This is a genomic window from Halorussus sp. AFM4 (genome assembly GCF_051194995.1).
Lineage (GTDB): Archaea > Halobacteriota > Halobacteria > Halobacteriales > Haladaptataceae > Halorussus.
In genome coordinates this window covers 1483504-1507875 of record NZ_JBNTJT010000001.1, presented here as the reverse complement: position 1 = coordinate 1507875, position 24372 = coordinate 1483504, and the positions used below count along the sequence as shown (strand labels likewise).

Here is a 24372-nt window from a genome sequence, read left to right as displayed (position 1 = left end):
AAGCGAAGTGCGCGCAGGCTCGTCGGACGCGGTTCGTCCGACGGCGTTCAGGCGACCGCCGAGGCTGGGGAGGGCTGAGGCCCACTGTCGCGGTGCTGTGCGGTTGCGGTACAGAGGTGACGGCAGTAGCTAGCTTCCTCGCTCTCTCGTCCCCTGGCTGGTAGCACAACACGGAAGAACCGGCTTGTAATCGTCTCCCTGTCCCGGTTTCCAAACACAAGCCCCTCCACTACTCCTCCCGAACCGCAAGATACGCCGGAGGTACTTCGTCGGCGGTGTACGTCTCCTCACCGCGCTTCGAGACCCGCCGCCCGTCCGCGATCATCCCGGCCGCGTCGACTTCGAGCACCACCGGATCAGCGGCGTGGCGCCGCCCGACCTCCCTCGCCTCCGCCGGCGTCGCCGAGAGGTGAACCTCCTGTCGGTTCATCGACTGCAGCCCCTCGGCCAGAATCGCGTCTAGGTTGTCCGGGTCGGTGCCGTGGAAGAGCCGGTCGGGCACCTCGCCCCCGTCGCCCGTATCGTCGAGGTCGACGTCCACGGAGTGCCCGTACGCCGCGCGGACGCGGCCCCCGCCGTCTCGGCCCGTCTCGCGCTCGAACCGGCCCTTGGGGTCGGTCGCGACCACCGCGTCCAACTGCTCGCGCCCGGCCCAGTCGTACTTCCGAGCCACCGCGTCGGCCAGGTCGTCGTAGTCGGTCCACCCCCTATCGTCGAGTTCGATGCCGGCGTCCGCGGGGAAGTGGCGGAGCGCGCCGCTGACGAACTTCGAGAGCCGCCGCCTGCGCCCGCCGGAGAGCACCCGTTCGACGTCGGCCCCGCACTCGGGGCACTCCGGGACTTCGCCCTCATCCGGGGCCACGAACCCGTGGTCCGGACAGCGGTAGATCGGGTCGGTCACGCTGCCGGGGGTAGTCGCTCGTCGCGGAAAGGCGGCTCGGCGTTCCGCGCCGTTCGTCGAGCGGGTGATTCGATAAACTGTCTCGCAGTGAGCGAGGTCGTAGTGAGGCAGTGATTGTGAGAGGGGGAACTGAGTTTGAGCAAACTGCTACCGTCACCTGTGAGTTTCCGCACCGCGACCGCGAACCTCACTCCTCCCCAGCCTCCTGCGTTGCTCGGCCTCCGCCTCGCTCCGGCCTTTGCTACTCGTCCCTCTTGCGTACGGGCGCGGCCACAGGAGTCAGAACGTATCGGAGTCAGCCGTGATACGTCGGCGCGGCCTCCTCGACGACCGCGCACGCCAGCTTCTCGAAGTCCGCGACCTCGGGCACCACGTCGACCGCGACGCCCTCCGACTCGGCGGTCTCGCGGGTCGGCTCGCCGATGGCGCCGACGACGGCGTCGTTCAGCCCGTCGACGGCCGCCTCGCGGACGCCTCGCTCCTCGGCGGCCGCGAGGAAGTGGGCCACGGTCAGCGACGAAGTGAAGAGAGCGGCTTCGAGACGGCCCTCCGCGGCGAGTTCGGCCGACTTGCCCGATTCCTCGGGCCGAACCAATTGATATAGCACAGTTTCGTTTACGTCGGCGCCGGCGTCGGCCAGCCCCTCGGTCAGGACCGGGCTGCCGTGGTCGCTGCGGGCCACCTCGACGCGCTCGCCCGCGACCTCGCCTTCGAGGGCCTCGACCAGGCCGGTCGAGGAGTACTCCGCGGGCACGACGTCGACCGCGTAGCCCGCCTCGCGGAGCGCGTCGGCCGTGCTCTCGCCGATGGCGCAGACGGTCGCCTCGCCGGACTTCCACCCGGCCTCGGCGGCGAGTTCGACGCCGGTCTTGCTCGTCAGGACGACGTAGTCGCCCTCGGCCGGCGCGTTCCCGGTGGGTCGGACTTCGAGCATCGGGTCGGCGACCGGCTCGGCGCCGAGCGACTCCAGCAGCTCCACGGCCTCGGCGAGTCGCTCGTCGTCCGGCCGGAACACCGCGATCCGGACGTCCCTACTCATCCCCGACGTCCCCCTCGTGGACCGACTCGCCCCGCTTGCCCTCGGGGTCGTCGGCGTCGGCGTCCGCCGTGGCGGCCGCGATGAGCTCGTCGGCGCCCCGGTCGGCGAGGTCGGCCGCGAGCTCCTTGGCGGCCGAGACGTGGTTCTCGACCGGCACGTCGCGGCTGGCCTCGACGACCTCCGTGCCGTCCTGGGAGAACACCTGGACGTCGACGTGGACGTGCTCGCCCTGGATGAGGCCGTGGACGCCGATGGGCGCGACGCAGCCGCCGCCGAGTTCCCTGAGGACGGTGCGCTCGACGGTGGTCTCGACCCGCGTCCGCGGGTGGTCGAGCACCGCGTTGATGTCGCCCGCGAGGTCGCCGTCGAGCGCGGTCACCGCGAGCGCGCCCTGGCCCGGCGCGGGGACGAACTCGCTGCTCGGGAGCTCGACGTACTCGAGGTGGTGGGCCAGCCCGCTGCGCTCGAGGCCGGCCTGGGCCAGCACGATGGCGTCGTACTCGGTCTCGACCTCGCGCTCCAACGCCCGGCGCTCGATCTCCGCGAGGTCGTTGAACCACTCCTCGACCGTCCGGTCGAACTCGCCCTCGTACTCCTTCTTGTGGCCCTTCTGTGCCTGCGCCTTCTTCGACTGCTTCTCCTTCTCGGCCTCGGTGCGGCGCTCGTGCTCGCGCTGGAGCGTCGGCGCCAGCAGCTTCTCGGCGCGGGTGTCGACGTTGCCCCGGAGCGGTTCGACGTTCAGGTCCTCGCGGTGGTGGAGCAGCTGGGCCTTCCGCCGGAGGCTGGAGGTGCCGACCGTGGCGCCCTCGGGGAGCTCGTCGAGGCCCTTGCCGTCGGGGGTCACCAGCACGTCGTTGGCGCTGGCCCGCTCCGGGATGGCCGCGACCACCAGCTCGTCGGGGCTGTCGGTCGGCATGTCCTTCATCGAGTGGATGGCGCCGTCGAGCTCGCCGTCCAGCACCTTCTCGTCGAGGCTCCGGACGAACGCCCCGGTCTTGCCCAGGCGGTGGATGAGCTCGTCGCGTATCTCGTCGCCGGTCGTCTCGACCTCGACGAGTTCGACCTCGAACCGCCGGTCCTCCAGGGCGGCCTCGACCTCGGCCGCCTGCCGGAGCGCGAGGTCCGACCCCCGCGTGGCCAGGCGTAACTGGGTCCCGTGTCTGCTCATGTGAGAGTGTCGGCGGCCGAAGTTGAAACACTTGTTCGTTCCGGCGCGGGCGGGCCCTTCGGCCGGCCCCGCGGGTTATCCGGCTCCGGCCCCTACCGTGGCTATCCGTGACGCTCCTCTTCGAGTACGCCGCCCGGGCGTTCGACCCCGCCGAGGCCGACCACGTCGGCGCCGCCGCCTTCGACGGCGGGACCGCCGACCCCGACGCCGGCGAGCCCACCGACGACCCGCCGAGCGTCGACCCGCTGGTCTCGGTCCTGCCGAACCGCGCCCGGTTCCTCGGCCACCCCGAGCGCGACGACTGGCTCTGCGTCCCGCTCCACGAGGCCGACTCGCCGGCGCTCACCGGCGAGTACGTGGTCTACGAGGACCACCCGGTCCGGGGCGACGTGTTCGTCGCGCTCGACGACGCGGGCGACCCCGAACCCCGCTCGGCCGCCGACTTCGCCGGCACCGCGCTCGCCCGTCGGGTCCGGTTCTGGCTCCCCGGGGGCGACGCCGGCTTCGAGGGCGATGACGCCGCGCTTCCAGACTACGCTCGCCACCCGCTGAGCCGGGAGCCGCCCGCCGCCACCGAGGACCCCGACGACTACTTCGACCGGCTCGCGGCGTTCGTCGAGGCCGAGCGCGAGGCCGACCGCGAGCGCAACCGCGAGGAAGCGCGCCGTCGCACGCCCCGACAGCGGGCCGGCGACGGCGACGCTGCCGTCCCCGAGGTCGGCGGCTTCTCCCGGACCGACGCGGGCCGGGTGCGGTTCCACGTCCTCGCCGAGAACACGCACGGCGACGTCTCCGACCGGTTCGGCGTCTACGAGGGCAACGAGGTGCTGGTCCACGCTAACGACCCCGACGCGGCGCCCGACCGGCTCCCGGTCGAGGCGACCGTCGACCGGATCGCCGACTTCACCGTCGACCTGGTGCTGCACGCCGCAGACGAGAGCGGGAACGGCGACGCCGGCGGTTCGGACGCCGTCGCGGATGGCGAGTCCGGAGACACTGACGCCACGGACGGCGAGTCCGACGACCTGAACCGCGCAATCGACGCCCTCGACCGGGCCGACTCGCTGGGGCTCTCGCTGCTGCTCAACGACCTGCCCACGAGCAGGGAGGCCGAGGCGGTCGCGGCCGCCCGCGAGGACCCCCGGCTCCGCGACCTCCTCACCGGCAACCGGGACGCGACGTTCGAGCGCGAGGCGGGCCGCGCGGCCGCGCCGGCCGACCCCGACCTGAACGACCGCCAGGAGCTGGCGGCGACCTGCGCGACGTACGCCGACGACGCCTTCTGCGTCCACGGCCCGCCGGGCACCGGCAAGACCCGGACGCTGATCGAGGTGGTCCGGCGGGCGGTCGCGGCCGGCGAGCGCGTGCTGGTCGCGGCCGACTCCAACCAGGCCGTGGACAACGCCCTGGTCGGCGCGAGCGCGCCCGACCACCCGGACCCGACCTCGCTCCACTACTACGCCGCGGTCGAGGACGAGTTCGAGCTGGCCCGCCACCGCGCCGACCACTCCGACGAGGCGTTCGTGCGCGAGAACTACGACCGCCGCGAGCCCGCCGCCGACGTGGTGGCGACGACCAACAACAGCGCGGCCCAGCTCGACGCCGACTTCGACCTCGTGGTCGTCGACGAGGCGACCCAGGCCACGGTCCAGTCGACCCTGATCCCCGCGACGAAGGGCGACAGGCTCGTCCTGGCGGGCGACCACCGCCAGCTCCCGCCGTTCGACGTGCGGGCGACCCCCGCCGAGGACGACCGCCACCGGTCGCTGTTCGAGCACCTCTACGCGGAGGACGGGGTGTACGGCCACCGGATCGGCGCGATGCTCCGGACCCAGTACCGGATGCACCCGGACGTCGCCCGGTTCCCCGACCGCCGGTTCTACGACGGCGCGCTCCGGGACGGCCGGGACGTCCCGCCGGTCGACGGCCTGCCGGCGCTGGTGCGGGCCGACGTCGCGGGGCCCGAGCGCGGGGCCGGCGACCACTCCTACGAGAACCCGGCCGAGGTCGAGGCGGTCGAGTCGCTGGTCGACCGGCTGCTCGACGCCGGCGTGGCCCCGGCGGACGTCGGCGTCATCGCGCCCTACGAGGGGCAGGTCCGGGCGCTCCGCGACGCGCTCGGCGACCGGATCGAGGTCGACACCGTCGACTCGTTCCAGGGCGGGGAGCGCGAGGCGGTCGTCATCTCGTTCGTCCGGAGCAACGACCGGGGCGACGTGGGCTTCCTCGGGCGCTCGCCCGACGGCCCCCGCCGGCTCAACGTGGCGCTGACCCGGGCCGAGCGGTTCCTCGGGCTGGTCGGCGACTGGGAGACGCTGTGCTCGGGGGCGGAGGACGGCAACGACTGCGCCGACCTCTACCGCGCGCTGGCCGACTACGCCGACGAGCGCGGCGCGTCGGCCGACGAGCTCTGACTCAGGGCGTGCCGACCGTCTCGTGGCGCCGATACAGGTAGTACGTCGCGAACGGGACGGTGACCACGAACCCCGCGACGACGGGCACCGTCGGCGGGAGGCCCAGCAGCACGGACGCGACGGCGGTGAGAACCAGGACGACCAGCCCCGCCGCGGCCCGCAGGGCCTGCCGCCTCGGGTCGGGCGCCCACTTCCCGCTGGTGCGGTTCACGTAGTCGGCGTCGCGGTACACCGCCAGCGGGAAGTAGGCGGTCAGGAAGACGAAGGGGACGCCGAGCGCGACCATCGAGAGCGCGAACGTGTTCTGGCCGAAGCCGAACGCCTCCCAGGTCGACGCGACCGCCAGCCACGCGAGCGTCGCCAGCCAGAGGACGAAGGCCGCGGGGATGGCGGCCACCCAGTACCAGTGATGCGACCGGCGACGCCTCGTCCGGCTCCCGCCCGCGCGTTCGCGGCTCATGGTCGGAGTTGGGGGCGCGGCCCCTAAACCCGTGTCGCATGCGGTCGCGCCGGCCGGGTGGGACCGGACAGCGTCTCCGACGGGGCGGTCACCGTCGCCGCAATCACCCTTATTGAACCGGAGCCCCCACGCGAAGACGTGGCACGAATCACCTACGACGGCCCCGACGGCGTCCAGACGGTGGCGGTCGACGCAGGGAAGGTGTCCGAGTCCGGGAAGGTCCGCGGCGTCCGCGTCCAGCGCGAGGACGGCAGCTACCTCCACGTTCCGGACACGCGGCTCTACGCCATCGAGATGACCGAGGAGGAGGGGAAGGTCGACTACGACGAGCCGTAGGCCCGACCGGACGAGTCGACCCCGTCGTTCCCTGTCGTTGTAACTGGGGCGGCTGTAGCAGGTCGCATCGCTGAGCGACTACGGCAACTGACGGACGTTCCGCCGTGTGTCGTAGTCGACCAGGCCGGCGGCGTCCGGTCGCGGTGGGGACGCCGCGACCGGGTGGTCGAGGACGAGCGCGTACGACTGCGGTGTTCGAGTCGCGGCGGCCGCTCCGTCGACGCGGCGGTGTCAGTCCGCGCGTCCCGGCTCGCTCGCACCGATTCCTATCGCAGTCCGAGCGTTCGAGACGCTCCTTTCGAGCAGCTCGCGGACGCTCTCGCCGCGTTTGAGGAACAGGCCGACGCCGAGAACGACGTAGACCGCGGTGAAGGCGTAGAGGATGGAGATGCTGATCGTCGTCGCGGCCGGTTCGGTGTAGGTCTGGATCACGTAGAACTCCGCGAGGACCTGTGTCGCGAACAGGACGAGCAGCGCGACCGCCTCGCGAACGCTGATCTCGAAGTTCGTCAGGATGGCGATCGCGAAGAGGCTCTGGGCGGCGGTGATCCAGATCTCCGCCGCCTGTTTCTGGTCGAACGAGAGCGTCCCGATCGCGCCGGCCGAGATGGAGTAGACGACGGCGAGCGTCCCGATGAGCAGGGTCCACTGGTTGAGCTTCGAGGAGATGAGCGCGTTGAAGCCGGCGGTCGAACGGGCCTTGTTCACCAGGTAGGCGACGACGATGAGCTCGGGCGACTCGGAGGCCAGCGGTGCGAACCACTGGATCATGAAGAACTCGGGGATGCCGTACTGCAGGCCCAGCTGCTCGAGCCCCTCGGCGAACGGGTGGACGGCGGTGAAGATTATCGCGCCCGAGAACGCGAAGCCGAAGAGGACGAACGCGATGCGCGGGGCCCTCGAATACTGCTGGAAGTACGCGGGGACGCCGACGTGTTCCTCGGAGTGCTCGACGTCGCCGCGGATGACGACGAGGATGTACAGCATGAACAGTCCGACCAGAAAGAGGGTATCGAGCGGGCCGATACCGCCGCTGAGCGGGATGAAGAACGCGTACGCCGTGGCCGCGAGCAGGAACGCGATCTCGGTGGCGATTCCCGGATCGAGCGTGACCGCGTCGGCGAGGAGTCCCGGGCGGTTCTCGACGGCCGCGTCGGCGGTGTGCTTCGCGCGGTAGATCGTGAACAGCGCGATGCCCGACCAGCCGAGGCCGATGAGGATGCGGTTCGCGCCGGTCATGTTGGCCACCGCGAGGTTGGCGGCCTCGCTCGAGCCGGCGCCGGCCTGCCACGCGTAGAGCGCGTCGACGGCGTACTCGGGCGCCACGGCGAGCACCGCCAGCACCGCGATGGCGAACGCCTGCGGGACGTCCTTCTCGGCGGTCTCGGCCGCCCACGCGAGCAGGAACGCCGCACCGACGATCGCGAGACCGCCGACGAGGACGGCCATCCCGGGCGTGATATTCTCGCCCGGGTGCACGGTTCCGTATCCGCCAGACGAGACGAACGTCGCGATCCACGGGACTGTCAACACCAGCGCGACGGCGACCGCGACGAGGGGATGGCGGAACCGATCGAGCACTAGTTCGATAACGACGGGGCAGCCACCTACGTCTTACGCCCGAGCGGTCGCTACAGCACTTCCTTGTACGCCTCGAGCGTCCGCTCGACGTCCTCCTCGGTGTGGGCGTAGCTGAGGAACTGCGACTCGTACTGGTTGGCGGTCAGGAACACGCCCTCGTCGCGCATCGCGGGCCAGAACAGCCGCTCCCAGCGCTCGGTCTCGGCGGCGTCGACGTCGGCCTTGTTCTTGGGGGCGTACTCGTACCGGGGGCAGTCGGGGTCCTGGCGGCTGCCGGCCTCGCACTGGCCCGAGAGGTCGCGGGGCCCCTCGCGGGTGAACACGACCTTGAACATGCTGTCGTAGCCCGTGACGGTGTACTCCGGCGCGCGGTCGGCGAGGATGTCGGTCAGCCCCGAACGCAACTGCTCGCCGAGGTCGGCGAGGCGGTCGTAGACGTCGTTCTCGGCGGCGTACCGCAGCATCTCCAGGCCCGCGGTGAGCGAGAGGGGATGGCCCGAGTAGGTGCCGGCCTGGAACACGTCGCCCGTGGGCGTGAACTGCTCCATGATCTCGGCCGGACCGCCGACCGCGCCGACCGGGAAGCCCCCGCCGATGACCTTCGCGAAGGTGGTGAGGTCGGGCGTGACGCCGAACTTCCCCTGGGCGCACTGGAGGCCGCCGACCCGGAAGCCGGTCATGACCTCGTCGAAGATCAGCAGCGCGCCGTGCTCGTCGGTGATCTCCCGGAGCGATTCGAGGTAGCCGGAGACCGGTCCCACGGAGGCGCAGTTGCCCAGGATCGGCTCGGTGAGCACCGCGGCGATCTCGTCGCCGCGCTCCTCGAACACCTCGCGGACGGCCCGCTCGTCGTTGAACGGGACCGTGATGGTCTCCTCGGCGAACGCCTCGGGGATGCCGTCGGAGCTGGGCGAGCCGACGCCGCCGGACTTGCCCTCGACCAGCGTCGACTCCTGGGCGCCGTGGTAGCCGCCCTGCATCACGACGATCTTGTCCCGGCCGGTGTGGCCGCGGGCCAGCCGGACCGCCGAGGTCGTGGCCTCGGTCCCGGAGTTGACGAACCGGAGCATCTCGACGCTCTGGACGTGGCGCGCGATGAACTCCGCGAGCTCGACCTCGACCTCGGTGGGCGCGCCGTACATCGGGCCGTCGGACAGCTGGGACTGGATGGCCGACTCGACCTCCTGGGGCAGGTCGTGACCCAGCAGCAGCGGGCCGTATCCCATCACGTAGTCGACGTACTTGTTGCCGTCGGCGTCGACGACGTGGGCGCCGTCGCCCTTCTCGACGAAGAACGGGTAGGGCCGGGTCGCCCGCACCGGGGAGTTGACCCCGCCGGGCAGCACCGACAGCGCCCGGTCGTACAGCTCGCGGGAGCGGTCGCGGTTCATACGCGGGGGTTCGGACTCCTGCGTGAAGTCGATTTCTGTCGCGGAGTCCGCGGGCGGGCAGGTCCCGCGAGCGGTGCGGACGAGTCCCGGCGATTCACAGCTCCCGCCGGAGGTACGCCCCGAGCGCGCCGCCCAGCGCGCCCGCGCCGACGAGATACACCGCGACCACGACGAAGAGGACGGCGGCGAAGACGCTCGACAGCGCGAAGAACGGGTCCGCGCCGAGGAAGAAGAAGCCGACGACGACCCACGCGAACAGCGCGGCCGGGATCGCCGCCATCGCCCCGGCGAGCGCACCGACGGTCGCGCCTTCCCCGAGCCTCCCCCGCTGGAGGTAGCCCGCGACCGCGCCGCCGACGATGGCGGCGAACGGGAGCGCCGGCGCGGTCACGACGGTGACCACCGCGCCGACGACCGCGTTCAGCAGGGTGTTGGGCTCGTCGCGTGGCGGCCTGTCGGCGGTCGAGGGCGAGCGGGTCGTCGACCGGGCGGTGCGTTGTCTCTCGGCCATACCGACTGTTCTCAGCGAGGGAACAAGTATGTTGGCCGCGCCGGCGGCTCGGGGCAGGTGGTCTGTACCTCGGAAGCAGGAGTGGTTCGCGAGTGTTCGACGTGCGTCGGCGAGACGACGGCCGGCCGCGAGCGGGTCGGAGTTCGGTTACACCGCCTCCGGACCGCGCGCGCCCGTCCGGACCTGCACCGCGTCCTCCACGGGGAGCACGAATATCTTGCCGTCGCCCGGCTCGCCGGTGTCGGCGGCCTCGCGGATGGCTTCGACCACCTCGTCGGCGGGGACGTCGGCCACGACGCACTCGATCTTGACCTTCTGGTGGAGGTCGACCGTGTACTCCTCGCCGCGCCACTGGCCGGTCTTGGCGGGCTGGCTCCCCCGGCCCGAGACGTTGGTGACCGTGAGGCTGGGCGCGCCGACCTCCGCGAGCGCGGTCTTGACGTCGCTGAGGCGGTCGGGCCGGACGACGGCGGTGACCATCTTGATCCGGCCGGCGTTCGGCAGGTCGCCAGCGCCGTCGGAGCGAAGCCCCGACGAGGCTCGCGAACTCGGAGTTCGCTCACCGCCGTCGGTCCGGACCGCGCTGCCCTCCGAGACGTCGGGGCGGCCGAACTCGGGGTAGGTGTCGACGCCGTGCTCGGCGATGTCGAGCCCCTCGCGCTCGTGCTCCTCGCTGACCCTGGCCTGGCCGAGCGCCTTCAGGACGCCGAAGACCAGGGCGGTCGCGGCCACGGTCCAGGTGGCGATGACGGCGACGCCCATCGCCTGGGCCGCGAAGCTGACCTCGTAGCCCGGCACGGCGAAGAACGGGAACAGCAGCGCCCCGAGCACGCCCGCCGAGCCGTGGACCGGGAACACCGCGCAGACGTCGTCGATCCTGAGCCGCTTCTCGACGAACTCGAAGACGACCGGGAGCTGGCCGCCCGCGATGAGGCCGATGGCCAGCGCGCCGACCCACGTGATGCCGTTGGTGTTGCTGGTGATGCCGACCAGCCCGGCCAGCATCCCGTTGGCGACGTAGAGGGTGTCGACCTTCCTCGTCTTGACCAGCGAGAGGGTGCCGGCGCCGATGGCGCCCGCGGCCATCCCGAGCGTGGTGGTCAGCGCGACCCGGCCGACCGTGTCGGCGAACGCGCCGAGCGCGAGGCTGCCGTTCTCGACCACGAAGACGCTCGCGGCCGTGCCGACGTTGAAGCCGTACCAGCCGAAGCAGAGGATGAGCGTCCCGAGGACGGCGAACGTCACCGAGTGGCCGGGGATGACGTTGACCGAGCCGTCGTCGTTGTAGCGGTCCATCCGCGGGCCGAGGATCCAGGCCGCGGTGAGCCCGGCGATGCCGCCCATGCCGTGGACGATCATGCCGCCCGCGAAGTCCTGGAAGCCCGGCCCGACCTCGGTGAGGAAGCCGCCGGCCCAGGTGAAGCCGACGACGACCGGGTAGATGACCGCCGACAGCAGGACGGTGTAGGTCACGTACGCCCGGAGCTTCGCCCGGCCCGCCACCGCGCCCGAGACGATGGTCGCGGCGGTCATGGCGAACACCGCGCCGAACAGCCAGCCGATCCAGGAGTCCGACCCGCCGTTGACGTAGGCGAACGGGTCGGCCGCCCCGCCGACGATCGACGAGACGCCCGCGCCGACCAGGAAGTAGACCACGACGCCCACGCTCCAGGTCAGCATGTTCTTGGTCAGCTGGTTGGCGACGTTCTTCGACCGGACCTGCCCCGCCTCCAGCATCGCGAAGCCCGCGTGCATGAAGAAGATGAGGAAGGTCACGGTCAGCACCCAGACGTTGTTGACCCCGCTGGCGATCGAACTCGGGTCGACCTGCAGGGCGACGTCTAGCATCGCTCGCCCTCCGTCGGGAGTTCGACGAGGTCGTCTGGACGACTGTTCAGGAATATCTCGAATTCTTCTCGGTTCGTGTGTTCGCTCACGGTATACTGTCACGATGACGTCGTACATAAGCCTAAGCGTTGACGTATTCGAAAATAGAAGGGGTTGAATAGACGCTCGTCCGATTTACAATCGGATAATAGCGATATAAGGTTGTATTCCGTCCAGAAACCGGGCGGTCGTGGGTCGTATTTCGAACGTCCGTTCATCGGCGCAGTCGGTGTCGGGGATCCGAGAGACGCGGTGTGCGCGCGACCGTCGCGACTCCTTCGACGATTCGCAATCCCGCCGCTCGCGCCGAACGGACCGAGAAGAATACGTCTATCTGCCGTCTCTGTCGGTTTCGAGAACCGAGACTTCCTTCCGCGTCACTGATACCTGACAGCCGTGGAACGTGAACGTCACCGAACTTTCGACTCGGTCGGCACCGTCATCGGTCCCGCACATCGCGTCCAGGTGGTCGGGATCGACGATGTCGTAGAGCGGGTCGAGGTCCACAGGGGCCGTGTCCGTCCGCGCCGCGACGGCTCTGACCACGGCCTCGCTGGGCGACTCGCCGGCACTGATCTCGTAGGTTCCCCTCGACGATCGCTCCTGTCGGTCGGTGTCGTCTCTGTCCTCGGAGTGTGGGTTGCCAGTCATGGTCAGAAGGGGAGTTTCCCCCTGAAGTCCTCGCTCTGGTAATCGAGATGGTCGAGCCGCGGACCTAGCAGCTCACGCACCAGGACCACGAGCGGATTCGTCGCGCCCTCGCCGATCATGGCCGTCATCCGGTACTCCTCGTCGCCTGCGGATTCGTCGAGAAGCGCGAGCATGAGCTTCTCGCGGTCCGCGAAGAGCAGCCACCCGACTCTCGGATAGCCCGACGGGGAGTTCATCAGGTCCAACTGGGGCTCCCACAGGGTGGCCTCCGGTAGCTGACGACGGACGAGATCGCGGACGTTCGCGTTCTGCGAACCGACGTAGGCGTCGACGCCTCGGGCGATGGCGGTCTCGACGCGGCGGAGACACTCCTCCTCGAGGACGTCGTCATTGACGTACATGCAGAACAGTTCCTCGTCGGCCTCGTCGACGAGCTGTCGGCCGTACTCGATCACGGTCTCGCGACGCTCGATCACGCCGATCGCGTCCTCGTCCGGTCCGTCTCCACCCCGGAGGTCTGCCAGCAGTTCGTCGATCAGTTCCACGTCGGTCCAATCCGGGTCGGACGCCTGGTGGTCCCGCTGGGCGACGACGTTCTCCCCCGCGTCGTACTCGACCAGTCCTTCCTCGGCGAGCTTCGGAAGGTGGTTGTGGTGCAACGCGATGCGAACTCGGTCGTACTCGTCCTCGTACGCTGACGTACTGAGGACGCAACTGTCTCGTTTCACGAGCCGAGACGCCAGTTCGTCTATGTGTAACGGCTCGTCGGCGTCGTTCAGAACGGAGAGGACCTCCCGATTGCGCGCGTCCGCGAGCAACCGAACGACCCGCTCTTCACGTGAATCGCCCATTACAACCTTGACCAGCGGTGAGCCGGCATTAAGGGTGCCGTCAGCGGTAGATACTGTGAGACCCGCGTCTTAATTCCAGTGTCTCGAACCGACATCCTACTGGAGGCGTCCCCCGAGTGTCGCTTCCGCCACGGGCGTCCGAACGACTGTCCCGGTCTCGGAGGCGGACCCTTTTCGCGGTCGGCGTCCTATCGGGGCACATGACCGACGGCGAGTTCCGCAAGGTCGCGGTCGACGACCTGCCCGACGCCCCGAACCACACCCGGCACAAGAAGGAGGTCGACGAGGCGGTCGGGGCCACCGAGTTCGGGTTCAACGTGTACGTCGCCGACCCTGGCCAGCAGTTGCCGTGGGGCGAGCACCGCCACCCCGACCACGAGGAGCTGCTGTACGTCGTCGCGGGCGAGCTCCGCGTCGAGACGCCCGACGGCGACTACCGGGTCGAATCGGGCGAGGCGTTCTTCGTCCCGCCCGAGGCCCGCCAGCGCGCGATCGCGGCCGGCGACGAGCCGGCTCGGGTCGTCGCGGTCGGTGCGCCCAAGGCCGCCGACGGCGCGATTATCGAGGAGCAGTGTCCGGAGTGCGGCGAGGAGACCGACCGCGACTACGAGGTACGCGACGGCGGCGAAACCTACGTCCTCTCGTGTGCGGACTGCGGCGCCGAACTCACCGAGATGACCGCGGGACCGGAGTGAGCGAACAGTTCCTGTCCTTCACAGCGCGTCGGCCACGTCCTCGGCGAAGTACGTCAGGATGAGGTCGGCGCCGGCGCGCTTCATCGACACCAGCGACTCCAGCGCCACCTCCTCCAGGTCTAACCACCCGTTCTCGGCCGCGGCGTGGAGCATCGCGTACTCCCCGGAGACGTTGTACGCCGCCACGGGGTGGTCGAACTCCTCGCGGACGTCCCGGACCACGTCGAGGTACGGCAGCGCGGGCTTGACCATCAGCACGTCGGCGCCCTGCTCGACGTCCAGTCGGACCTCCCGCAGCGCCTCCCGGCGGTTGGCTGGGTCCATCTGGTAGTGGCGCCGGTCGCCGAACGCGGGCGCGCCGTCGGCGGCGTCCCGGAACGGGCCGTAGAACGCCGACTCGTACTTGGCGGCGTAGCTCATGATCGGCACGTCCGCGTAGCCCGCGTCGTCGAGGCCCTCCCGCAAGGCGGCGACCATCCCGTCCATCGCCGCCGAGGGCGCGACCATGTCGGCCCCGGCCTCGGCGTGGGAGACCGCGGTCCGGGCCAGCAGGTCGAGCGTCTCGTCGTTTCGGACGGTGAGGCGGGGATCCGCGTCTGGACCGGCCCCCTCCTCCAACACCCCGCAGTGGCCGTGGCTCGTGTACTCGCAGAGGCAGACGTCCGTGATGACGTAGGCGTCGGTCTCGCTCGTAATCCGGCGGACGGCCTCCTGCACCACGCCGTCCTCGGCCCACGCCCGGGTCCCGCGCTCGTCCTTCGACTCGGGGATGCCGAAGACCATGACCGCCTCGACGCCGGTCTCACGCACCTCCTCGACCCGGTCGACGCTCTCCTCGACCGGGACGCGGTCGTGGCCGGGCATCGACTCGATGGGGACCCGCTCGTCGGTCGTCGCGTCCACGAAGACGGGCGCGATCAGGTCCGAGGCGTCGACGTCGGTCTCGCTGACCATCCCGCGGATGCCGTCCCGCCGGAGCCGGCGGGGCCGGTCGGTGAGGTTCATGCCCGGGTGTTGCGGCGCAGGCGCCAAAACCGCGTCGCTCGCGGAACTTCCACCGGCGAAAGCTCGGATTCGCGAACCTTCGGGCGGGGCTTTCCACACCGTTTTCGCTGTTACCTCGCCGCTACTGTCGATTCCACTACCATCGACTCGTCCGGGACAACTCCGTGCAAACGCATCGCACAATCGGGGTCACAACGCCTTTAATCACCCCTGTCGATACGACAGTCACGAATGCTGTCCCCGTTCGCCCTCGTCGCCGACGCGCCGATAGCCTTCGGAGCAGTCGTGCTCGCGTGCCTCCCGTTCGTGGGCGGGGTCCTGCTGTCGAACGCGACCGAACCCGGTTCGGTCAGGCGGTTCTTCGCCGATAACGGGCTCCTGCTGCTGGTCGTCGGCGTCGTCCTCGCGGCGGTGGTCGGCGTCGCCCTGTTCTTCGTCGGCAACAAGGAGCTCGCGAAGCAGTGGCTCGACCAGTACGGCCTGCTCGCGCTCTTTCTCATCCTGATCCTGGAGGGCGCGATGCTGCTGTACTTCGCCCCGAGCGAGAGCCTCGTCCCGCTGGGCGTCACGCTGCTCGCGGAGTCGGCGACCGACTACGCCTCCATCGCGGCGGTCATCGGCGTCGCGGTGGTCGGCGCGACCATCGGCCAGTACGCGCTGTTCCTGCTGGCCAAGCGCGGCGGCCGGGAGTACCTGCTCGAGAAGCGGTGGTTCCGCATCGACGAGTCCCAGCTCGACCGCTTCGACGGGTGGTTCCAGCGGTGGGGTCGCGTCGTCGTCCCGGTGAGCAACGCGCTGCTGTTCACCCGCGGGATGCTCACGGTGCCCGCCGGCTTCGCCGAGATGAACGACTGGGAGTTCGTCGTCCTCTCGGCGCTGGGCACCCTCGTCTTCCAGACCTGGCTCGCCGCCGCCGCGCTGTACGCGGTCGAACTCGGCTTCCTCGGCTTCCTCTGAGCCCGCCGGCGCACCGTCCTGCGCGGAACAACTCGACGCCCTATCGCGACGCGTTTCTCCGCGAACTGGTATGCGTCAGACCTAACAAGCCGCGGTGCGTACCCTCGGTTGCGCTCGCGTGCCGACCTCATCGCGTGCCATGCAATGAACGTCACGCGAGCGCAACTCTGCCGCGATGGGTGCGGCAGCCTTTTCGAGAACGTCTGCTCCGGAAGCCACTGCTACGATTTCCACACCGGCGGAAGAACGAGAACCGAGCGCGAGTTCAGTCCGCCGCGACCTCGACGCGCTCCTTCGCGCCGATGGCCTCGACCAGCAGCTCCGAGACGTCCACGATCTCGATGTCGTCCTCGTAGCCGCCGGTCTTGCGGCCGTCCTCGTACATCGTCATGCACATCGGGCAGGCGACGACGAACTTCTCGACCGCGCTGCCGGCGTCGGTGTCCTCGAGGGCCTCCCGCAGGCGCTCCTCGCTGGGCTTGGGGTTTTCCTCGAAGTCCATCCAGAGGCCGCCGCCGCCACCGCCGCAGCAGAAGGAGTTGCTGCGGTTGCGGGGCATCTCGTCGAGCTCGCAGCCCGTTGCGCGGACGATGTCGCGGGGCGCCTCGTACTCGTCGTTGTACCGGCCCAGGTGACAGGGGTCGTGGTAGGTGACGGTGTAGTCGAGCTCGTCGCCCGCGAGGCCGAGCTCGTCGTACAGCTCCTCGACGACCTGGGTGTAGTGGAACACGTCGTCCTCGGTCCACTCGCAGGCGTCGAACTCCGGATACTCGTTCTTGAACGTGTTGTAGCTGTGGGGGTCGGTGCAGACAATCCTGTCGTACTCGCAGTCCTGGATGGCCGCGGCGTTGTCCTCGACCAGCATCTCGTAGAGGCCCTCCTCGCCGACCCGGCGGACGTCGTTGCCGTCGGCCTGCTCGTCCTCGTAGAGGATGCCGTAGTCGACGCCCGACTCCTCCAGGATGGTCGCCAGCGACCGGGCGACCTTCCGGTTGCGCTCGTCGAAGCTGGGGTAGTCGCCGACGTACCAGAGGTACTCGACCGGCTCGTCGCGGGCGTCCGGGATCTCGAAGTCGAGGTCGTCGGCCCACTCGGGGCGCTTGCGCTGGGGCTCGCCGAACGTGTTGCCGTTCTGGAACACGTTCATCATCGTGTCCTGGACGTTCGGGTCCATCTGGCCCGACTCGGTCAGCCGGCGGTTCATCTGGGTGAACTGCTCGACGTGCTCGATCTCGACCGGGCAGGCGTCCATGCAGGCCATGCAGGACATGCAGGCCTCCATCGTCTCGCTGGCGATGACCGAGTCGGCGGTCGCGGCGCCCCCGTCGGCCACCGCCTCAGTGACGCCCTCCGGCGAGTACGTCTGGTCGGTCGTGGTGTCGGTGATGATGGGGATGTCCTCGACCCGGCCGGCGTCGCGGTCCTCGCGGTACCGCTTCAGGTCGAGGATGACGTTCCGCGGGTCGAGCGGCCGGTCGGAGGCCTTCGCCGGGCACACCGACGAGCACCGGCCGCACTTGGTGCAGGCGTCGTGGTCGAGCAGCTCCTTCCACGAGAAGTCTTCGATGGAGCCGTGGCCGATCTCCTCGGGGCTGGCGTCGTCCGGCACGCCCGGCAGGCGCTTGCCCGCCTTCTCGTCGCGGGTGACGACGTTTGCGAACGAGGAGATCATGTGGAACGGCTTGGCGTACGGCACCGAGGCGACGAACGCCAGCGCCAGGATGGCGTGGGACCACCAGACGACGGGGTAGGCCGCGGTCGCCATCTCCGGGGTGACCCCGGCGACCCGCAGCACGTCGTAGACGAACCAGCCGACGAAGCTGACCGTCTCGAACGAGACGTCGCGCGTCGCGCTCGTCCCGAGGATGCGGACGCCCTCGGTGAGGTAGCCCCCGACGCCCAGCAGGAACAGCGACCAGACGAACAGGTCGTCCTCGGCCGAGGTGTGGCGGCCCCACAGCCGGCGGTTCTGGACCCAGTAGCGCCGGTAGATGGCCATCCCGACCCCGACCACGAACAGCAGCCCCATCGCGTCCATCACCAGCGAGTACGAGAGGTAGAACGCCCCCTCGAAGAACGACTCCTGGCCCAGCGCCTTCGTCCAGATGTCCATGTCGATGGCCAGGATGGTCGTCCCGATGAGCAGGGTCAGGAAGCCCCAGAAGATGAACGCGTGCATCAGGCCCGCGTAGAGGTCCCGGTCGAACTGCTTCTGGTTCGAGAAGACGATCTTCGTCGCTTCGAGCACCCGGCCCGGCAGGTCGTCGAGGCGGTCGAACCACGACTCGGTCCCCTCCGCGTACGTGGCGAACCGGTCGTAGAGCCCGAACAGGAAGATGACGATCGCCACCGCCGAGAGGTAGTAGAAGACGGCCTCGCCGAGGTGGCCGATCTGCCAGAACGTCGGCCGGGTCGTCTCGGCCCCCGCCTGCGCCAGCGCGAGTCTTGCCATGTTCTACACGGGGGACACGATTCGCTTAAGTTTTACCGACTCAGGCCGTCCCCCCGCGAGAAAACGGATGCGGAGTTTATAGTTCTCGACGCTTCAGCCGCGCCGCCTCGGCGACGACCGCGCCGACGAGTGCCAGTTCGGTTCCCCGGACGATACCCATGCGAATCGCTACCGCGATGTGCGGAATGATTCGCATGACGGTGTCGCGGTGCGCGGACTTGGTTGAGTTCGCAACCCGTCCGTATCCTTCGGAACTACGTCCCGGCGCTCGTTCCCGCCCGCCGCGTTCACACGACCGCCCACGCCAGCAGCGCGAGGCCGGCCGCCAGCGCCGGGACGTCGGCCCGCGAGAACGACAGCGGCGGCAGGGTCGGGTTCCACGAGAAACACCGGGCCCGGAGCGCCAGCGCGAACCGGTCGGCCCGCGAGAGCGACCGCGCCAGCCCCGCGACCCCGACCAGCCGCATCCGGTCGACCGGCCCCCGCCGGTCGCCGAGCCGGGCGGCCGAGGCGTCGCGGATCCGCCGGAGGTCGGCCTGGAGGACCGGCAGGAACCGGAAGACGAAGCCGACGCCGGTGCCGAGCAGCCGTCCGGCCCTCCCCGGCACGAGGTGCTGGATGGCGGCCCGGGAGTCCCGGACGGGGGTCGTCCGGAGGTACGCCGCGCTCACGAGCAGGACCAGGACGACCCGGTAGCTGGCGAGCGCGGTGTCGAACCCCGGCTCCCACCGGACCCACGGCGGGCCGAGCGTCAGCGCGGAGAGCACCGGGCCGCCGACCAGGAACGGGAAGGCGAACCGGTACTCTGCGAGCGCCCGGCGGGCCGACAGGTCCGAGCCCCGGAGGACGCCCGCCGCGACCGCCGTCAGCGCCGCCAGCCCCGCCGGCGTGGTGTGGGCGAACGCCGCGGCCGCGAACGCGACCTGGAAGCCCAGCTTGGTCCGGGGGTCGAGCCGGTGGGCGACCGAGTCGCCGGGCCGGTAGGTGAGGGTCACGGTCGTCGGGGCTCCCGCCGCGGCGGCACCCGTATCCCGAGGTCGGGCAGTCGGTCGCGCACCTCGTCGGGCGCGCCGTCGGCGGCCACCCGCCCGTCGGCGAGCGCGACGACCCGGTCGGCGAGGTCGACGGCGTCCCGGAGGTCGTGAGTCACGAGGACGACGCCCGTGCCCGCCTCCTTCAACGCCCGGAGCTGGTCGACCACCGACTCGCGCGCGGGCGCGTCGAGCCCCGTGAACGGCTCGTCGAGCACGAGGTGGTCGGGCTCCATCGCCAGTGCGCCGGCGACGGCCACCCGCTCGCGCTCGCCGCCCGAGAGCTCGTCGATGCGCTCCTCGCGGCGGCCGGTCATGTTGACGGCGGCCAGCGCGGCGTCGACCCGGCGGTCGATCTCCTCGCGGGACAGCCCCAGGTTCTCGGGGCCGAAGGCGACGTCGGCGCCGACCGTGGCCGCGACGAAGCCGTCGCGGGGCTGCTGGAACACCATCCCGACCTTCGTCCGGGCGGCCACGAGGTTCTCGTCGACCGGCGCGCCGTCGACCAGCACCGCGCCCTCGTCGGGTTCGAGCAGGCCGTTGAAGTGTCGCACCAGCGTGGACTTGCCCGACCCGTTGGGGCCGGCCAGCAGCACGAACTCGCCGTCGTCGATCGACAGCGAGACGCCGTCGACCGCGGCCGGGCCGTCGTCGCCGTACCGGTGGACGAGATTGCGCGTCTCTATCATCTCGGAGTGTCCGAAACCGCTATGCGGCGGCGATCTGGTCGCTCCGGACCACGCCGACCGCGGCCGCGATCTTGAACGCCTCGGCCGGGATGAACGCGGCCGCGCCGGCGACGAACGCCGCCCGCAGGGTCATGTCGAGCACCAGCGCGAGCCCCACCACGCCGAAGGCGTAGATGATCGCGGTCCCGACGACCATCGCGCCGACGAGCCGGACGAGGCTCCGCTCGGCGGGGTCCCGGATCTGCAGGCCGCCGTGGACGATGGCGCCGATGGCGAACGCCGCGACCGGGTACGACCAGAGGTAGCCGCCGCTCTGGCCGAATAGCGCGCCCAGCCCGCTCGATCCGCCCAGGAACACGGGCGCGCCGACGGCGCCGGCCAGCAGGTAGAACGCCATCGAGAGCCCGCCCCAGACGGGCCCGAGCAGGATGCCCGCCAGGAAGACTCCCAGTACCTGCAGGCTGATGTCGACGGGCGAGACGGGGTTCGGGAACGAGACGTAGGCGAACGCGCCGGTCAGCGCGGCGAGCAGCGCCGCGCGCGCGACGTTCTCCGCGGTCTCCTCGCCGACCAGTTCGACTGACGCGGTGTCGGTACTCATACTCGCCCCTGGTCCGTCAACCGGGATGAAAGGTTCGGTTGACGACGCTCGCGCCTCGCCCCGACTGCCGCCAACTTTATATACCGGGGTCACGAGGCACCCACATCATAGGATAATGGACGAGAAGACCGAGGAACTCCGTGACATCTTCATGGATGTCACCGACGAATCGACCGTCACCGAACGCCAGGAGGAGACTCACGGTTCGCTGAGTTCGGAGACGGCGGTCGAGGAGCGCCTCCAGGAGATTGTCACGCGCATGCGCGACCGCTACGACTTCGGCACCTCGCTCTCGGACGAGGAGCTCGTGACCGTCGTCCGGGGCTACTACGCCGGCGACTCGGACGCCGAGATCGCCCGGGAGCTCGGCGACGCGTCGCTCGGCAAGACCGTCTCGCGCGCCCGCATCGACCTGCATCTCGTCCGCGACGCCGACGAGGACGCGCCGTTCGACATGGACGACCTCCGCGACCTGCTCGACGACGACGCCACCGCGAGCGAGTGCGCCGAGGAGCTCGGCGTGAGCGAGTCGACGGTGCGGCGCTACTGCCGGGTCATCGAGGCCCAGCGCCAGCGCCGCACCGTCAACGACCAGTTCCGCAACGAGTTCGAGAACGTGCTCCAGGACCGCGAGCTCTCCGACCGGATGACCGAGGGCGTCCAGGAGGACGGCCTCGACGACGCGACCGAGGGGATGGAGACGAACGTTTCATTCTAGACCACCTTTTTTCTTCGTCGGGTGTCCTCGCGCCTTCGGCGCTGCGGGTACCCTCCTCGAAAAAATCTGGACCAAAAAAGGCCGCTCGCTCGTCCTCGCTCGCGCGGATGCTTGTTCTGGATGACGCTACTGTCGGCACTCCCGTTGCTGACCTTTATACCGGAGAACGGGACGAACCCCTCCCGTGTCGAAAATTCCCTTCGGCGAACTCGAGACCGCGACGTACTGCCCGCGGAAGCTCTACTACCGGCGGCGCGACGAGGTCGACGTGCCCGAGTGGGTGGCCGAGCGCCGCGACCTCGCCTTCCGGTACGGCGACCTGCTCGACGGTCCCGACGAGCGACTCGCCGACCTCCCGCTGGCGGTCGGGCCGGCCGAGTTCCGGGCGAACCTCGACCGCGCCCGGCGGCGGTTCGAGCCGGCGTGGCCAGCGATCCGGGACCCGGACGAGCGCGAGCGACTGGCCGAGGGCCGGGAGTGCCGGGGCGTCGTCCACAAGGTGCTCGCGCTCGACGCGGCCGGTCGCGTACCGGCGATGGTCTTCGCGGGCGACCCGCCCGCGGAGGGCGTCTGGGAGCCCCAGACGGTGCGGACCGTCGCGGCCGCCAAGGCGCTGTCGTGGGAGGCCGAGCGGTCGGTCGATCGGGCCTTCGTCGAGTACCCCGGCCACGGGGTGATCCGTGAGATCGAACTGACGACGCGCCGGAAGGCCGCCTACCGGGCGGCCGTCGAGGCGGTCCGGTCGCTGGACGGCCCGCCGCCGCGGCTCCGGGGCGACGCGAAGTGCGACGCCTGCGAGTACCGCGCGGAGTGCGGGGTCCGGACGCGCTCGCTCAAGTCGCTGCTCGGGCTGTGACGCGAGTCACCGACCGTCCGGCGTCGGGCCGCCGGTCCGCTCCCGGACCGCGAGCCGGCCGTCGTCGTGGACCGTCACCTCGTAGTCGGCGATGGTGAACGCGACGCGGAGCCGCTCGCCGCGCTCGGCGGTGACCTCGTAGAGGCGGTCGAGCGCGTCGCCGTCGACGCTGTCGTACAGCCGGACGTCGAGGTTCTCCGGCTCGACGCCCTCGACCGCGGCGAGCGCCTCGACGACGGCGTCGCTCAGCGGTCCGTCGCGGTCCCGGTCGTGCTTCACCCGGTACAGGAGCTCCGCGTTCGTGTTCTTCGTGGTGGTTGCCATTGGTCGTCCCTACCGACACCTTAACGCTTCCAGTCCTTTGTTACGACCCGCCTGATTCGGCGCGGTCGCCGCGCCGCCGCCCCGTCAGCTGATGTCAGAATGGTGGTAACCACCGCTTACACGCGGTCGGCGTCCGTCGGTCCCGCGACTCGGAGCGCCGACCCGCTCCGGTGACCGGGCGGAACCGGCGGTCGGTCGACCGTCCCGCGGCACGGGTCGGCTGCTTTGCGGCGCCGGACCGCCGTCTCGACCGGTCGGGCGTCTGGATCGGTCCGGCCGGTCACTCCGATCGGTCCGGTCGATCACTCGCCCAGCCAGGCCGCGACCGCGTCGGCGTTCGGTCCCCGGCGGTGGATCTCGCCGGTCGCGACGTTCACCACGGTGCTGCCGGTGCCGCCGGTCTCGCCCCCGTCGAGCACGACCGCGGCGGCGTCCCGGATCTCGTCGTCGAGGTCGGCGACCCGGGTCGCGCTCGGCCGCCCGCTCACGTTCGCGCTCGTAGCCGTGACCGGCGCGACCTCCCGGAGCAGGTCCAGCGCCACCTCGTGGTCGGGGACGCGGACGCCCACCCGTTCGCGGCCCCCGGTCAGCGCGTCGGGCACCGCCTCGCGCTTCTCGCAGAGCACGGTCACCGGGCCGGGCAGGAACTCCCGCATGAACCGCCGCTCGCGCTCGGCGGCCCGGACGTACTCCAGCGCGGCGTCGACGTCCGGGACGGCCAGCGACACCGGCTTGTCGCGGGGTCGGTCCTTCGCCTCGAACACTCGCTCGACCGCGTCCTCGTCCAGCGCGTCGGCGCCCAGGCCGTACACCGTCTCGGTGGGGTAAACCGCGAGGTCGCCGTCGCGGATCGCGGCCGCGGCGCGCTCGATGTCCTCCCGGGTCATCGGTCGGTCGTTCGCGCCTCGGAGAGAAATGCGCGTCGGTCGACTACGCCGATTCGAGGGCCCGCTCGACCTCGTCGTAGTCCGGGAACTCGGGCCACTCCGCGGCGACCCAGGCGTACTCGACCGTGCGGTCCCCGTCGAGGAGGAACACCGCGGGCCGGGGCTCGCTCACGCCCGCCATCCCGTCGAGGTCGTTGACGATGCCGTACTCCTCGGCGACGCCGTTCTGCGGGTCCGAGAACAGCCGGTAGTCCATCCCGCGCTCCTCGACGAGCTGCTTGTGGGCGTACGGGTCCGAGATGGAGAGGCCGACGACCGTGAGGTCCGACCCGTCGCCACCCCACGCCCGGTCCCGGATCTCGTTCCAGATGTACGTCGCCGGGAACGCGCCGTCCATCGGGTAGAACACCAGCAGCACCGGCCCCTCGTCGGTCAGCTCCGAGAGGCTCGCGTCCTCCCAGTACTCCTCGTTGACCAGCGGTCGGGTGAAGTCCGGCGCGGTGTCGCCCTCGGCGACGTGGTCGGTCTCGGGGAGCTCGACGACGTCGAAGTCCGGCATCAGCGCTCCCCTCCCTCGCCGGCGGGTCGGCCGCCGTCGGCCCGGGCCTCGTCGCCGTAGGTCCTCTCGATGTAGTCGACGATGTTTGCGCTCTCGCTCATCGTGACGCCGGTGTTCTCGTCGACGATGGCCGGGACGGTCCGCTTGCCCGAGATGCGCTTGACGACGTCCCGGTCGCTGTGCATCGGCTCGACGAACCGCGACGCGTAGTCGAGGTCGTGGTCCTGCAGCGCCCGGACGACGCGCTCGCAGTACGGGCACGCCTGCAGGCGGTACAGCGTGATGGCAGGTCCGCCGGTCGCTGACTGGCTCATGGGCGCGTATTGGCGCGAAAGCGCCGTAAGGTCTTCGCTCGCGGCAGCCGCGCCCGAAGTCAACGCGGCGTCACGTCGAGGGAAAAGAATAAAG

General features: G+C 70.4%; 25 protein-coding genes. 6 read left to right on the top strand and 19 right to left on the bottom strand.

Features of this window, described 5'->3' with window-relative positions; translation table 11 throughout:
• Positions 1 to 229 precede the first annotated feature (229 nt).
• The 3 genes from ACQUQF_RS07885 to hemC form a co-directional block, all read right to left on the bottom strand.
• A complete protein-coding gene (locus ACQUQF_RS07885) occupies positions 230 to 901 on the bottom strand; it encodes an RNA 2'-phosphotransferase (RefSeq protein ID WP_435177457.1) in 672 nt (223 codons plus the stop codon).
• A gap of 295 nt (positions 902 to 1196) precedes the next feature.
• Positions 1197 to 1940 carry a uroporphyrinogen-III synthase gene (locus ACQUQF_RS07880; RefSeq protein WP_435177455.1) on the bottom strand — a complete coding sequence of 248 codons (744 nt, stop codon included), beginning with the start codon at positions 1938 to 1940 and terminating at the stop codon, positions 1197 to 1199.
• On the bottom strand, positions 1933 to 3108 hold the full coding sequence (gene hemC / locus ACQUQF_RS07875; protein WP_435177453.1) for a hydroxymethylbilane synthase: 1176 nt from the start codon (positions 3106 to 3108) through the stop codon (positions 1933 to 1935). Before hemC ends, ACQUQF_RS07880 begins: the two co-directional genes overlap by 8 nt.
• 107 nt (positions 3109 to 3215) lie before the next feature.
• Between hemC and ACQUQF_RS07870 the strand changes: the two genes are divergently transcribed.
• Entirely contained in the window at positions 3216 to 5522 is a 2307-nt protein-coding gene (locus tag ACQUQF_RS07870) for an AAA domain-containing protein (protein ID WP_435177451.1), read from the top strand.
• A 1-nt stretch (position 5523) separates the two neighbouring features.
• Here ACQUQF_RS07870 and ACQUQF_RS07865 read toward each other — a convergent pair whose 3' ends face one another.
• Positions 5524 to 5982, bottom strand: a complete 459-nt coding sequence (locus ACQUQF_RS07865) for a hypothetical protein (RefSeq protein ID WP_435177449.1) — start codon at positions 5980 to 5982, stop codon at positions 5524 to 5526.
• A 138-nt stretch (positions 5983 to 6120) separates the two neighbouring features.
• Here ACQUQF_RS07865 and ACQUQF_RS07860 point away from each other — a divergent pair, with 138 nt between their 5' ends.
• The gene (locus ACQUQF_RS07860; RefSeq protein ID WP_435177447.1) at positions 6121 to 6318 is read left to right on the top strand and encodes a hypothetical protein; all 198 of its coding nucleotides are present in this window, start codon (positions 6121 to 6123) and stop codon (positions 6316 to 6318) included.
• 231 nt (positions 6319 to 6549) lie between these two features.
• Here ACQUQF_RS07860 and ACQUQF_RS07855 read toward each other — a convergent pair whose 3' ends face one another.
• The 6 genes from ACQUQF_RS07855 to ACQUQF_RS07830 form a co-directional block, all read right to left on the bottom strand.
• The gene (locus ACQUQF_RS07855) at positions 6550 to 7899 is read right to left on the bottom strand and encodes a sodium:calcium antiporter (protein WP_435177445.1); all 1350 of its coding nucleotides are present in this window, start codon (positions 7897 to 7899) and stop codon (positions 6550 to 6552) included.
• A gap of 50 nt (positions 7900 to 7949) precedes the next feature.
• Positions 7950 to 9290 carry a glutamate-1-semialdehyde 2,1-aminomutase gene (gene hemL, locus ACQUQF_RS07850; RefSeq protein ID WP_435177443.1) on the bottom strand — a complete coding sequence of 447 codons (1341 nt, stop codon included), beginning with the start codon at positions 9288 to 9290 and terminating at the stop codon, positions 7950 to 7952.
• Positions 9291 to 9384: 94 nt separating this feature from the next.
• Positions 9385 to 9801 (bottom strand): DUF5518 domain-containing protein, encoded by a 417-nt coding sequence (locus tag ACQUQF_RS07845; RefSeq protein ID WP_435177441.1) that lies wholly within the window; start codon positions 9799 to 9801, stop codon positions 9385 to 9387.
• Between the two features lie 147 nt (positions 9802 to 9948).
• Positions 9949 to 11649 (bottom strand): ammonium transporter, encoded by a 1701-nt coding sequence (locus ACQUQF_RS07840; RefSeq protein WP_435177439.1) that lies wholly within the window; start codon positions 11647 to 11649, stop codon positions 9949 to 9951.
• Positions 11650 to 12018: 369 nt separating this feature from the next.
• A complete protein-coding gene (locus ACQUQF_RS07835) occupies positions 12019 to 12339 on the bottom strand; it encodes a HalOD1 output domain-containing protein (RefSeq protein ID WP_435177437.1) in 321 nt (106 codons plus the stop codon).
• A gap of 2 nt (positions 12340 to 12341) precedes the next feature.
• Entirely contained in the window at positions 12342 to 13190 is an 849-nt protein-coding gene (locus ACQUQF_RS07830; protein ID WP_435177435.1) for a DUF7344 domain-containing protein, read from the bottom strand.
• A 200-nt stretch (positions 13191 to 13390) separates the two neighbouring features.
• On the opposite strand from ACQUQF_RS07830, the gene ACQUQF_RS07825 reads away from it, so the two are divergent.
• Positions 13391 to 13885 (top strand): cupin domain-containing protein, encoded by a 495-nt coding sequence (locus ACQUQF_RS07825; protein WP_435177433.1) that lies wholly within the window; start codon positions 13391 to 13393, stop codon positions 13883 to 13885.
• Between the two features lie 18 nt (positions 13886 to 13903).
• Here ACQUQF_RS07825 and hemB read toward each other — a convergent pair whose 3' ends face one another.
• A complete protein-coding gene (gene hemB, locus ACQUQF_RS07820; protein WP_435177431.1) occupies positions 13904 to 14890 on the bottom strand; it encodes a porphobilinogen synthase in 987 nt (328 codons plus the stop codon).
• Positions 14891 to 15301: 411 nt separating this feature from the next.
• On the opposite strand from hemB, the gene ACQUQF_RS07815 reads away from it, so the two are divergent.
• Positions 15302 to 15847, top strand: coding sequence for a DedA family protein (locus ACQUQF_RS07815; protein ID WP_435177628.1), 546 nt, complete (start codon positions 15302 to 15304; stop codon positions 15845 to 15847).
• Between the two features lie 265 nt (positions 15848 to 16112).
• On the opposite strand, the gene ACQUQF_RS07810 is transcribed toward ACQUQF_RS07815, so the two are convergent.
• From ACQUQF_RS07810 to ACQUQF_RS07795, 4 genes are all read right to left on the bottom strand, one after another.
• On the bottom strand, positions 16113 to 18299 hold the full coding sequence (locus ACQUQF_RS07810; RefSeq protein WP_435177429.1) for a heterodisulfide reductase-related iron-sulfur binding cluster: 2187 nt from the start codon (positions 18297 to 18299) through the stop codon (positions 16113 to 16115).
• A 287-nt stretch (positions 18300 to 18586) separates the two neighbouring features.
• On the bottom strand, positions 18587 to 19294 hold the full coding sequence (locus ACQUQF_RS07805) for an energy-coupling factor transporter transmembrane component T family protein (RefSeq protein WP_435177427.1): 708 nt from the start codon (positions 19292 to 19294) through the stop codon (positions 18587 to 18589).
• Positions 19291 to 20019 (bottom strand): energy-coupling factor ABC transporter ATP-binding protein, encoded by a 729-nt coding sequence (locus tag ACQUQF_RS07800; RefSeq protein WP_435177426.1) that lies wholly within the window; start codon positions 20017 to 20019, stop codon positions 19291 to 19293. Before ACQUQF_RS07800 ends, ACQUQF_RS07805 begins: the two co-directional genes overlap by 4 nt.
• Positions 20020 to 20038: 19 nt before the next feature.
• Entirely contained in the window at positions 20039 to 20620 is a 582-nt protein-coding gene (locus ACQUQF_RS07795) for a biotin transporter BioY (RefSeq protein ID WP_435177424.1), read from the bottom strand.
• A 115-nt stretch (positions 20621 to 20735) separates the two neighbouring features.
• On the opposite strand from ACQUQF_RS07795, the gene ACQUQF_RS07790 reads away from it, so the two are divergent.
• Positions 20736 to 21338 (top strand): conditioned medium-induced protein 4, encoded by a 603-nt coding sequence (locus ACQUQF_RS07790; RefSeq protein WP_435177423.1) that lies wholly within the window; start codon positions 20736 to 20738, stop codon positions 21336 to 21338.
• Positions 21339 to 21522: 184 nt separating this feature from the next.
• Complete coding sequence (locus ACQUQF_RS07785) at positions 21523 to 22194, top strand: CRISPR-associated protein Cas4 (RefSeq protein WP_435177421.1); 672 nt, start codon at positions 21523 to 21525, stop codon at positions 22192 to 22194.
• Positions 22195 to 22200: 6 nt separating this feature from the next.
• Here the strand turns inward: ACQUQF_RS07785 and ACQUQF_RS07780 are convergent, their stop codons facing one another.
• From ACQUQF_RS07780 to ACQUQF_RS07765, 4 genes are all read right to left on the bottom strand, one after another.
• Positions 22201 to 22518, bottom strand: coding sequence for a HalOD1 output domain-containing protein (locus ACQUQF_RS07780; RefSeq protein WP_435177419.1), 318 nt, complete (start codon positions 22516 to 22518; stop codon positions 22201 to 22203).
• A gap of 302 nt (positions 22519 to 22820) precedes the next feature.
• Positions 22821 to 23405, bottom strand: coding sequence for an L-threonylcarbamoyladenylate synthase (locus ACQUQF_RS07775; protein ID WP_435177417.1), 585 nt, complete (start codon positions 23403 to 23405; stop codon positions 22821 to 22823).
• Positions 23406 to 23448: 43 nt separating this feature from the next.
• Positions 23449 to 23964 (bottom strand): redoxin domain-containing protein, encoded by a 516-nt coding sequence (locus tag ACQUQF_RS07770; RefSeq protein WP_435177415.1) that lies wholly within the window; start codon positions 23962 to 23964, stop codon positions 23449 to 23451.
• Positions 23964 to 24278 carry a glutathione S-transferase N-terminal domain-containing protein gene (locus tag ACQUQF_RS07765; RefSeq protein WP_435177413.1) on the bottom strand — a complete coding sequence of 105 codons (315 nt, stop codon included), beginning with the start codon at positions 24276 to 24278 and terminating at the stop codon, positions 23964 to 23966. The genes ACQUQF_RS07770 and ACQUQF_RS07765 overlap by 1 nt, the downstream gene beginning before the upstream one ends.
• Between the last annotated feature and the right edge of the window lie 94 nt (positions 24279 to 24372).

Excerpts from the sequence above, each read along its gene's own strand:
- ACQUQF_RS07800 (WP_435177426.1), bottom strand. The coding sequence starts at position 20,019 with ATGATAGAGACGCGCAATCTCGTCCACCGGTACGGCGACGACGGCCCG.
- ACQUQF_RS07790 (WP_435177423.1), top strand. The coding sequence starts at position 20,736 with ATGGACGAGAAGACCGAGGAACTCCGTGACATCTTCATGGATGTCACC.
- ACQUQF_RS07810 (WP_435177429.1), bottom strand. The coding sequence starts at position 18,299 with ATGGCAAGACTCGCGCTGGCGCAGGCGGGGGCCGAGACGACCCGGCCG.
- ACQUQF_RS07840 (WP_435177439.1), bottom strand. The coding sequence starts at position 11,649 with ATGCTAGACGTCGCCCTGCAGGTCGACCCGAGTTCGATCGCCAGCGGG.
- ACQUQF_RS07845 (WP_435177441.1), bottom strand. The coding sequence starts at position 9,801 with ATGGCCGAGAGACAACGCACCGCCCGGTCGACGACCCGCTCGCCCTCG.
- ACQUQF_RS07780 (WP_435177419.1), bottom strand. The coding sequence starts at position 22,518 with ATGGCAACCACCACGAAGAACACGAACGCGGAGCTCCTGTACCGGGTG.
- ACQUQF_RS07830 (WP_435177435.1), bottom strand. The coding sequence starts at position 13,190 with ATGGGCGATTCACGTGAAGAGCGGGTCGTTCGGTTGCTCGCGGACGCG.
- hemB (WP_435177431.1), bottom strand. The coding sequence starts at position 14,890 with ATGAACCTCACCGACCGGCCCCGCCGGCTCCGGCGGGACGGCATCCGC.
- ACQUQF_RS07825 (WP_435177433.1), top strand. The coding sequence starts at position 13,391 with ATGACCGACGGCGAGTTCCGCAAGGTCGCGGTCGACGACCTGCCCGAC.
- ACQUQF_RS07880 (WP_435177455.1), bottom strand. The coding sequence starts at position 1,940 with ATGAGTAGGGACGTCCGGATCGCGGTGTTCCGGCCGGACGACGAGCGA.
- hemL (WP_435177443.1), bottom strand. The coding sequence starts at position 9,290 with ATGAACCGCGACCGCTCCCGCGAGCTGTACGACCGGGCGCTGTCGGTG.
- ACQUQF_RS07765 (WP_435177413.1), bottom strand. The coding sequence starts at position 24,278 with ATGAGCCAGTCAGCGACCGGCGGACCTGCCATCACGCTGTACCGCCTG.
- ACQUQF_RS07835 (WP_435177437.1), bottom strand. The coding sequence starts at position 12,339 with ATGACTGGCAACCCACACTCCGAGGACAGAGACGACACCGACCGACAG.
- ACQUQF_RS07795 (WP_435177424.1), bottom strand. The coding sequence starts at position 20,620 with ATGAGTACCGACACCGCGTCAGTCGAACTGGTCGGCGAGGAGACCGCG.
- hemC (WP_435177453.1), bottom strand. The coding sequence starts at position 3,108 with ATGAGCAGACACGGGACCCAGTTACGCCTGGCCACGCGGGGGTCGGAC.
- ACQUQF_RS07775 (WP_435177417.1), bottom strand. The coding sequence starts at position 23,405 with ATGACCCGGGAGGACATCGAGCGCGCCGCGGCCGCGATCCGCGACGGC.
- ACQUQF_RS07770 (WP_435177415.1), bottom strand. The coding sequence starts at position 23,964 with ATGCCGGACTTCGACGTCGTCGAGCTCCCCGAGACCGACCACGTCGCC.
- ACQUQF_RS07865 (WP_435177449.1), bottom strand. The coding sequence starts at position 5,982 with ATGAGCCGCGAACGCGCGGGCGGGAGCCGGACGAGGCGTCGCCGGTCG.